The sequence below is a fragment of the Martelella sp. HB161492 genome, assembly GCF_013184775.1.
Taxonomy (GTDB): Bacteria; Pseudomonadota; Alphaproteobacteria; order Rhizobiales; family Rhizobiaceae; genus Martelella.
In genome coordinates this window covers 95,993-106,172 of sequence record NZ_JAATVV010000016.1, presented here as the reverse complement: position 1 = coordinate 106,172, position 10,180 = coordinate 95,993, and the positions used below count along the sequence as shown (strand labels likewise).

Sequence of the window (10,180 nt, the reverse complement as noted above, 5' to 3'; positions counted from 1 at the left end):
TGTCGGGATTATTTACCGCAGTGGCAGCACAATGGCGCTGCTGCGGCCGTCACTTTTCGCTTGACTGGAACGGCCCCTTTACCGAAGTCCTGAGCCTAGGCACCATTCCAGCTGCTAGGTCGGCCGTCCGGTTCCTGCGCGTCTTCGCCATCCGTCCAAGACGCAACGAACGGCAGCTTTCGGCTTCAAAAATTGGCGAAGCAGACATTTACGCTCAATAGGCGCATAGTCGCTTTCGGCCCTCTGCGGACATTCTCTGTCCTGTTGGGCCGCTGCGGCGGGGCCTTTACCGAAGCGGCCGTCCGGGCCTCGAAGCAGCATTTCCAAGCATCCGTGGCCAGCAGTGCGGTAAACTTGCCGCTTGTCTCACCTGTTATCCCTGTGCGGTTGGCCGGACCACAATACTACCAACTTCGACATCAGCCGGCTGCTCGAGAGCATAGAGGATTGCTCGGGCGATCGCCTCCGGGGCCATTCCGATATCGCCCATCCGACCGTCGATCATCTCTCTGACAGAAGGATCCGTGATCGTTTGCGTGAAATTGGTCGAAACCATGCCCGGAGACACCTCGGTCACCCGCAGGTTAGGGCCCGCCTCCTGCCTGAGCGCCTCGGTCGCCGTTCGCACTGCATTCTTGGTCGCGGCATAGACGCCCATCGTCGGCAGAATCTTCAGCCCGGCCGTCGAAACGACGTTGATGATATGCCCGCAGTCCTGGCGGGTGAAGACCGGAAGCGCGGCCGCAATTCCGTAGAGCGTGCCGCGAAAGTTCACATCGATCATTGCGTCCCACTCCTCAACGCGCAGCGCGTCGAAGCGCGAGATCGGTCCGATTCCGGCATTGTTGACGATGGCATCGAGCCTGCCGAACCGCTGGACCGCGGTTTCAACAAGTCCTTCGAGGTCGGCGCGGCGGCGCACATCCGTTGCCTTGTGGGCCGCCTTGCCGCCCTCGGCGGTGATCTCTGCGACAAGCTGTTCAAGAATCGGTTCGCGGCGGGCACCCAGAACCATCGCTGCGCCTTGGGCCGCCAGCAGTTTTGCCGTGGCACGTCCGATCCCGCTGCTTGCGCCGGTAATGGCGACGACTTTACCTTCGAGTGTCATGAGCTGCGATCCTTTCGCTCTGTTTCGCTTGCCACGGATATATGTTACCAACGCAAGATGATCGATGCTAAGAAGTCCATCAATTTGTCGCAATCGTCTACATCTCAGCCCGACCCACTCTCCGACGTGCTTGAAGTGCTCGGCGCCCGCGTGACGCGGCAGACCCGCCTCGAGGCTGCAGGGGATTGGGCGCTGTCGTTCCCTGCAATGGATCGGTTGAAATTCGTGGCCGTGCTGCGAGGGAAGTGCTGGATGCAGACTGAGGGACGCACGGCGCAGCTGATGCAGGCCGGGGATGTCTGCCTGATCGGGAGCACGGACTATGCCGTTTCCAGCGACCCAAAGCTGCCGCCGGAGGACGGTCGGCACCTCTTTGAAGATCCCCGTTGCGACTTCGTCCGCGTCGGCGGGGATGAGGTGGTTTCAATTGGCGGAACAGTCACCTTTTCAGGGCCGAACGCCGATTTCCTGTTGGAAATGTTGCCGGACTTCATCTCTGTTCAGTGCCACATGGCAGGGGCCAATGCCATCTCGACCATCCTGTCCTTCATGTCGCAGGAGATCGAACGAGGTGCGATCGGTTCCACGATCGTGAGTGCACGCCTGGCAGACCTTCTGCTGGTCGAGACATTTCGCGCACATGCGGAGCAGGCCGGACCTGCACAATGCGGATGGTTCGGCGCGTTGTCCGACCCTCGGATCGGCAAGGCCCTGCAAGCCCTTCATGCCGATGTCGCGCGCGTCTGGACCGTGGCCGATATTGCGGCTGTCGCTGGAATGTCACGGGCCGCTTTCTCGGCAGAATTCAGTCGTCGGATCGGCCAGCCGCCTCTTTCTTATTTGCGCTCCTGGCGCATGACCCTCGCACGTAGACGGTTGCTTCAGGGCGAAGCCATTGTCGCCGACATTGCCCATGCCGTCGGCTACCAGTCGCAAAGCGCGTTTTCTCAGGCGTTTCTGCGCACCTTCGGGTGTTCGCCGAGTGCGGATGCGCGCGGGAAAACTGGCACTTCAGTACCTTGAAATTCCAACGGCATTAACGGCCTCAGCGCGACGGTCGCTTTGGGCTCGGTTTCCCGACTGGCAGAAATGATGCCGCTAACCGCCATTGAAAGCGCCGCTCCCCGGTCCGCCAAATAGATTGCGTCGCTTCAGGCCGCGCGTTTAGGTGCCGCAGAAGGTTCGGTAGGCCGTCTCGGGCACCGGCGGAAGGCCGGCGTAATCGGTGAACTCCGCCTGATCCTCGAAGGGTGTGGCCAGTGCTATGTTCAGGCGTTCGAAGGGTGCTAGGTCGCCGGTCATCGCGGCGGCAAGCGCTTCCTCGACGAGGTGGTTGCGCGGAATGATCGCCGGGTTGACCGCATCCATCGCAACGCGACGCTCCCCCGGCTTCCTCGGTTCTGCCGCGAGGCGCTGACGCCAGCGAACCGCCCAGCCGTCATAGGCGGTTGGGTCAGCAAAGAGACCGCGCAGCGCCCCATCGGCCTCACCGCTTTCCGCCGCTTTGCCGAGACTGCGGAAGGTCAGGGTGAAGTCCGCATTCTGCTGTGCCATGCGCCCAAGAAGCTCCTCGATCAGCGTGGCGTCTTCCGCCTGCGGTGTCTGCAAACCGATCTTCGCGCGAAAGCCGTCGAGATAAGCGGTGTTGAACGCGTCGGCAAAGCCGGAGAGGACGTCCTGTGCGGCTTCAATGGCCTTGTTCTCGTCCGGATCGAGATGAGGCAGCAGGCATTCTGCCAGACGTGCGAGGTTCCAGTGCGCGATGCGGGCCTGGTTGGCGTAGGCGTAACGCCCGTTCCGGTCGATCGAGGAGAAGACGGTCGCGGGATCGTAGGCGTCGAGGAAGGCACACGGGCCGTAGTCGATCGTTTCCCCGGCAATCGACATGTTGTCGGTGTTCATCACGCCGTGCACGAAGCCGATCTGCATCCAGCGCGCGACGAGTTCCGCCTGGCGGGCGCAGACGCCCTGAAGAAGAGCACGGTAGGGATTGGCGGCGCCCGCGGCCTCGGGGTAATGCCTGTCGATCACATGGTCGGCGAGTTTTCGAACTGCGGCGTCATCGCCCCGTGCCGCGAAGAACTGGAAGGTGCCGATGCGAATATGGCTGGAGGCGACACGCGTAAGAACCGCACCCGGCAGAGCCGTTTCCCGGTAGACTGGCTCTCCCGTCGAAACCGCGGCCAGCGCCCGCGTGGTTGGAATGCCGAGCGCGGCCATAGCCTCGCTGACGAGATACTCCCGCAGGACCGGGCCGAGTGCTGCCCGTCCGTCGCCGTTGCGCGAGAAGAGGGTGGGGCCAGCCCCCTTCAGCTGAATATCGCGACGCCGGCCCTCTCGGTCGACGACCTCGCCGATGAGGATGGCGCGCCCATCGCCGAGTTGCGGCACGAAGTTTCCGAATTGATGTCCGGCGTAAGCGGCCGCGATCGGCTCGGCCCCTGTCGGGAGCCTGTTGCCGGCGAAGATTTCAACCCCTTCAGCATTGTCCAACTGATCCGCGTCGAGCCCGAGTTCAGCGGCGAGCCGCCGGTTGAGCTTCAGCAGATGCGGTGCGGCGACGGGTGACGGCACGGTTGGCCGGTGGAAGGTGGCATCGAGACGCGCATAGCTGTTGTCGAAATCGAAATCTACCGTCATCTTTTCCGCATCGCTTCCTTCTAACCGCGTGGCCGCTGGCTCTCGACCATTCTTAACATAGGTGGCGTTGCCGATGCCGGATTTCCAGAGCAATGCCTGCCCCGAAACGCCTCTGTCTGACAGGTTACATGGGCAGGGAAGTTGCCGATCCATCCGAACAGGACAGAAGCACACCGAGGATCAAGGCAGTGCCCTCGTTGGAACGAAAGCGGCCGAGTTCCTCTCGACGATCGACTGAAACCTGGCCGTTGGTACGATCATGCAGCATGCTCGGCTACCGCTGGAAGTATAGGCCAAAAATCATGCTGCTTAATCGCCAGGGCTGACGGACAGTTGCATATTTTGCTCAAAGCCTGCCAGACCTTCCGCCGTGTCTGACGGAACGAGACCATAGCGGTTGAGCGCCGGACCATGACGCCGGGCATTTCGGGTCTGGTCAGATTTCAGGTTCCGGCCTGGCTTGTGCATTTGGGTTCAGGATTTCATCGAATAACGCCCTGTCACCGTCGCGGGCTCTCGGCAAAGGCCAGGCTGCGGTTCATCACACCATCGCCTGGCGCTTTTTCAGAAGTGCTCCGGTCATAGAGGTCCTAATCATCGACGCTTGGTATTGCGGTCCGGCGCGAAGGCAATGGCGGGCCGGAAAGTGAACTTCCGGCCGCCGGTTCGGCTATTGCAGCCGGCAAGATTGTGCCTTGCTGCGGCGAAGAATCACGCAGGCACTCAGCGTGGCTGCTGCGGCTGCTGCTGATTCTGGCGAATGTGCGCAATAGCGGCGTCGGCGTTTCTGCGCGCGTCTTCGCCTATATTCTTCGAGGCCTGACCGAGGTTGCGGACATTTTCCATGTACTCGGCGCTGCCAATGGCAGGGTAGCCAGGCCTGCCTGCATTGCGTATGTCTTTCGCAAACCGCTGCTGTGCGTCGACCATAGGCGAATTATTCATCTGGTTGAGATTGCCCGAACCGGATCCAATTCCATTCATCATTTTCAGAATTCCTTTATTCGTCTGTACAATCGCCTTCTACGTCAATGTATTATTAATAAAAATTTAGTTTGTGTTATATATAGACTTAAATCTATCTAAAATAGATATGTGTTATATATTAAATCAGTATTGATATATTCTATGCGTAACTACAGCAAGGTGGAACATCTTTTCGCACGCGATGTCCCCGGCGCAGGCGGCGAATTTGGTGTTGCTGCTCCGCCGAGGGCCAGGCGATACCGCTGGCCGAACACTGGATAGGTTCAGACTTTAATAAGTTATCGCCATAGTTGTATAATCGCAACAGCTTTACGGCATATATATTACTATTATAAATTGTTATATTACATCGATATTGTTGATATTTCCATTATCCAATACCGTCGCCCAAGACAATGACATTCCGGGCTTATGCTGGAATGAAAATCAATCAATGGTTGTTTTTCAGGTCGGGGGACCTTTCATGCATCTCATCGAAAATCAAGTGACGCCCGCCCGGTCGGGCGCGTCCGACGCCTATCGCCGGCAAGTCCGTGACCGCAGGGTTCTGGCAGGCCAGTCTGCCGGGCGAAGCCGCCTCAAGGCGCAATTATGGGCCGGGACATTGCTGACCGGCCAGCTGATCATCGCAACTGCGGGTCTCCTGAGCTTGACCGGGTTGCCGGTACAGGCAGCAGAGGTCCAATACTGGAACAGTGGCAATGGTGGCTCAGGAACCTGGTCCACGAGCGCGAGCAACTGGTCAGACAGCAGTGGAACGGTATCAAGCTGGGCCGGGGGTACCGCGGTGTTCGGGACCGCGGCCGGGACGGTGACACTTGCTTCACCCCAGTCATTCGTCGAGCTGGACTTTAACCAGATGAAGAGTGGCGGCAACTATACGCTGACGGGGCAGACCCTGACTGCAGGCAGAAACGCAACCATCTATGTTGATAACGGGCTGGCGCCGGTGATTGCCTCCGCTTTGTCTCTGGGATCAGGGTTATACAAGACCGGCGGGGGGCAGCTGGTTCTTAACGCGCCGTCGACGAGTCTAGTAGGGGGCGGTATATACGTGGAAGATGGTGAGCTTTACATAACGGGTGCACTCAATACCAACATGTTATGGGTCGCAAGAAGTGACAGAGAACAGGCCTCGGTGACCATCGACGCTGGTGTGGTCCAAATTTGCGGAAACGCTGAAGAATGCAGCGGGGGGGCCGGCATCCTGGCAATTGGCAGCAGCTCTGAAACGCCGGGTGCAATGGTCATTGAAAATAGCAGTACAGTTACGGCCGATTTTCTAGTTGTCTATGGTAGTTTGGAGATTACCGGCGGAAGTAGTTTATCTGCGAATAGCTCGGGAGCCTCGCCAAGAGTTATCGTGGGATCGGGAGTCGCCACAGCCACTCTTACGATCAGCGGCGCCCAGAGTAATCTGACGCTTACGACGAACGCTAAAACCGCTACCATAACGTTTGGTGATAAAGGCGTTGCAGAAGTTTATGTTGAACAGGGCGGCCAGATCCGCACCAATGGCCCAATTTCCATCGGTACGAATGGCGGTAGCGCCACTGTCACGGTAGACGGCGCAGACTCGCGGATCTCGACCAGCTATTCCGGCGGTACGCCAATCGAGATTGGTACCAATGGCGGCACGGGCACGTTGATTCTGTCTGGTGGCGGCACGGTAAAAGTTTCAGGATCCAACAGTGTTGTCAGCCTCGCCGCCGTCGCAAGCTCTGGCAGTAACCAAAGCGCGGCCACACTGGTCATCGGTGCGGCCTATTCGAATACGTCACTGTCAACGACCGCAGAACCGGGTGAACTTGATGTCGATACTCTGCAATTCGGTCTGGGTTCATCGACCCTGATCTTCAATCACACGGCGCAGGCAGACGATTCGTATTATTTTGGTGTAACCCTGGCCAGCGCAAATGTAGACAATGCACTGATCCAGCAGCTTGCCGGCTTCACTTTATTCGATGGTGATGATAACACCTATTCGGGAACTGTCGAAGTCAATGGCGGTTATCTTGATATTGTCGATCAGTACGAATTGCTGGGCAGCTATATCGTCAATGGCGGAACGCTCGCAGGCTCAGGCACCGTCGGCAGTGTGGTCGTTGGTACCGACACCGCCGGCATAACCTTTGATGCCACAAGCGAGTCCACCAGCCCGTACCTTTCGCCCGGAGACATCGATGGTAACGCACATGGCACGCTGACGATCGAGGGAGATCTGACCCTCAACGCGTCAGCCACCCTCCAGCTTCAACTCACCACTGCCAATCGCTTTGGCGTGGTCAATGACCTGATCATCGTCGACGGGAACGTCACGCTCGGCGGTACGCTGGAAGCTTCACTTTCGAGCGTCTTTTCGCAGGATCCCTATCCGATCATCACTTATACCGGCAGTATATCCGGATCATTCGATGTAGTTCCCAAGAACTATACAATCCAAATCGACTATAATGCTAAGGTAGTCTACCTGATATGGGATTCACTCGATACTTCCGGCTATTACTGGAATGGCGGCAAAGCAGGCCAGACCACGAATGGGCTCTATGGCGGCTCTGGAACCTGGAGCCAAAGCATGCCCGATTGGTCCAACGAAGATGGCTCTATGCAACCCGAGATCTGGCCCTATAAGCAAGGGATTACAGCCATTTTTACCGGCGCAAACGCTGGAACCGTCACGGTGGAATCGGTCCAGTTCTTTGGCGCATTGAAGTTTGGGATTACCGATGATGGGCAAAGCTACACCTTGACCGGCGGTACGCTGGTGCCCTGGGCCGAGGATGGGGAAACCGCCACTATTGACGTCGCGTCAATGAAGTATCCGACGGTCATTGCATCCACTATCAGCTATAGCGGGGCTGTATCGACCGCCCAGAACCTGACCAAAACGGGCGCGGGATCACTCACGCTGGCCGGAAAAAACAACATCGTCGGTGACCTTCAGGTGGCAGAGGGAACGCTTAGGCTCACAGGCACCATGACCGCCACCAAGTTTGAGGTTTATAACGACATCGTGGATGACGATAGCACCTCGACGGCGGGTGCCTCGACCATGATTGTCGACGGCGGCAGCCTTACGCTCTCGGGTGCCAGCGTTGTTGGCGGTGCGGAATCGCAACAATACTCCATGCTTCAGGTCATCAATAAAGGCATCATAAAAATTGGATACAATACAGAGCTCTGGGGAATGTATGTTGGCAACCACAACAAGGTCAATCCGGCCCGGATTGAAATACTCAGCGGCGGACAAATCATTATTGAGAAATGCTGCTTCGCAGTTGGACAGGATTTATCCGGATATGTCGACACGCGTTATGGTGTCCTGGCGATCAGCGGCTTGGGCTCGCTGGGACAGTCAGAGGGCGTGAATGCCGCAACCGCGCCTGAAGCCGTTGCCCTGATCATACTTCAGGATCAAGGTGTACTTGATCTGTGGGGAAACCTCTGGCTCACTTATGATGCTTCATCATCGCAGGCGACCCTGCTTTTTGGCAGCGATCCCGATGAAACGGCGAAATATAAGCCGGGAAGTCTGACAGGGAACGGGGAAGTCCAGTTCGGTGCAGGCACGGCAACGATTATCTTCAATCACACTGCGACGGAGGACGATCAATATGAATTCTCCAAAACCCTGGCCGTGAAGAATCCGGGTACGCATCTGATCGAGCATATGGCGGGCTACACCAAGTTCACCGGCGACGGCTCCGCATTCGATGGAACGACCAATATCACCGGCGGCACGCTGCAGCTTGATGGTTCGCTCAGCGGTACGATCAATGTCGGTGGTGATGACCTGCCGTCTCTCAGATTCGTATCCAATGGCGCGCAGGCGGGCAATATCGTCATGTTGGCGCATGGCAAACTCGACATGTCTACTTCGGACAATCCGCAGCTGGTTGCCAACGCTAATAGCCTGACAATGGCCGACAGTGATGCCGAAATGCACTTCGCCGCCAATTTCACGGACTATTACGGTGGTTCTCCGACCAGCGCCATGCTCAAGGTGAACGGCCTGGTATCCCTCACCGCGGGCACGATATTTTTGGATTTCCATTGGCCTGACGACTCCATCATCAATAAAGGTGTGATTATTATTACATCGACCCAGGAGATTGACTTCGTCGATGCAGAAAACGGCGGCGTGGATGTCGAACCACAGCAGACGGTGCTCTCAAGTGGTGATGAGACGATTGGTCTTTCCCCAGAGTTATCATCCGACGGCAAATCGCTTAAAATCTTTCTTGAAGTCAATTCGGATAGTCTTGCCGCTGATGCCGATGAGATGACGACAAACAGTGCCGCGGTGACCCACTCGCTGATCTCGCTTGGAAACCGGCATGATCTTCTGGTGAATTACGCGTTGATCAGCGCAGAGCACCGCGACTGGGCGGCTCAGATTCTATCGGGCGACATCTATGCCTCGGAAGCGACAGCGATGGTGGCCAACAGCCGCTATGTGCGCGATGTTGCCGGACGCCATATCCGTGATGTCTCCGGCGGTATTGCCACCGGTGAGGCCATTGCGACGGTCTCCAACTATGCCGCCCAGCCGGCGGCGGCGACCACGCCAGCCTTTGACGGATTCGCCGAAAGCAACAGCGGTATCGATCTCTGGGCAACGGGCTATGGTGCATGGTCCAGCTTCGACGGCGACAGCACCACTGGCGCTGCCAGTGCAAGCAACAATGTCGGCGGCTTCGTTTTCGGCGCCGATGCCGCAGCCTTCGGCAATCTCCGTCTCGGGGCACTCGGCGCCTATGGCCACTCCGCCTTCAAGGCGGATGATCATTATGCCAGCGGCACCAGCAATGATGTCACCTTCGGTCTTTATGGCGGCGGCAGCTGGGGGGCGATCGGTGTCGATTTCGGTGCGGCCTATACCTGGCACGACATCAACACCAACCGCACCATCGCCATGACCTATCTGGAGGATGATCTCGAAAGCGACTATACAGCCGGCACCTTCCAGCTCTTTGGCGGAGTGGGTTATACGTTCGACGTCGGCCATGGCATGCGCCTGGAGCCCTTCCTCGATGCTGCCTATGTCCACTACCAGGCCGGCAACATCACTGAAGCCGGCGGGGCGCTGGCACTTTCGGTCCTCGATTCCGACATGAATACCGGCTACACGACCGTCGGTCTGCGTGGCGCATGGGATTTCGATATCGGTGCGTCGCAGAACAAGCTGACGGGGGCTCTTGGCTGGCGTCATGCCTATGGCGATGTCGAACCCTTTGCCAATGTCGGCTTCGCGCTGGGCGGCGACATGCAGATGATAGCGGGCACGCCACTGGCGTCCGATCAGGCGGTTGTCAGCCTGGGCTGGGTCACGGAGCTCAACAAGACCGTCTCCATCGGCGTGGATTATACCGGGCTGTTCGGCGGCGGTTCCAACAGCCAGACGGTTTCCGGAAAGCTCAATTTCCGCTTCTGAGACAGATAAAC

The 10,180-nt window shown here is 57.9% G+C and carries 6 protein-coding genes; 3 read left to right on the top strand and 3 right to left on the bottom strand.

Going from position 1 to position 10,180, the window contains the following annotated elements:
- On the top strand, positions 1 to 221 hold a 221-nt coding region (locus HCK86_RS23985), incomplete at its 5' end, for a hypothetical protein (RefSeq protein ID WP_210260000.1).
- Positions 222 to 373: 152 nt separating this feature from the next.
- On the opposite strand, the gene HCK86_RS21685 is transcribed toward HCK86_RS23985, so the two are convergent.
- Positions 374 to 1,108, bottom strand: coding sequence for an SDR family oxidoreductase (locus HCK86_RS21685; RefSeq protein WP_176086578.1), 735 nt, complete (start codon positions 1,106 to 1,108; stop codon positions 374 to 376).
- 57 nt (positions 1,109 to 1,165) lie between these two features.
- On the opposite strand from HCK86_RS21685, the gene HCK86_RS21680 reads away from it, so the two are divergent.
- On the top strand, positions 1,166 to 2,131 hold the full coding sequence (locus tag HCK86_RS21680; RefSeq protein WP_176086577.1) for an AraC family transcriptional regulator: 966 nt from the start codon (positions 1,166 to 1,168) through the stop codon (positions 2,129 to 2,131).
- A gap of 141 nt (positions 2,132 to 2,272) precedes the next feature.
- Here the strand turns inward: HCK86_RS21680 and HCK86_RS21675 are convergent, their stop codons facing one another.
- A complete protein-coding gene (locus HCK86_RS21675; protein WP_176086587.1) occupies positions 2,273 to 3,748 on the bottom strand; it encodes a protein adenylyltransferase SelO in 1,476 nt (491 codons plus the stop codon).
- A 723-nt stretch (positions 3,749 to 4,471) separates the two neighbouring features.
- Positions 4,472 to 4,735, bottom strand: a complete 264-nt coding sequence (locus tag HCK86_RS21670) for a hypothetical protein (protein WP_176086576.1) — start codon at positions 4,733 to 4,735, stop codon at positions 4,472 to 4,474.
- A 463-nt stretch (positions 4,736 to 5,198) separates the two neighbouring features.
- Between HCK86_RS21670 and HCK86_RS21665 the strand changes: the two genes are divergently transcribed.
- Positions 5,199 to 10,169 carry an autotransporter domain-containing protein gene (locus HCK86_RS21665; protein WP_176086575.1) on the top strand — a complete coding sequence of 1,657 codons (4,971 nt, stop codon included), beginning with the start codon at positions 5,199 to 5,201 and terminating at the stop codon, positions 10,167 to 10,169.
- Positions 10,170 to 10,180 lie beyond the last annotated feature (11 nt).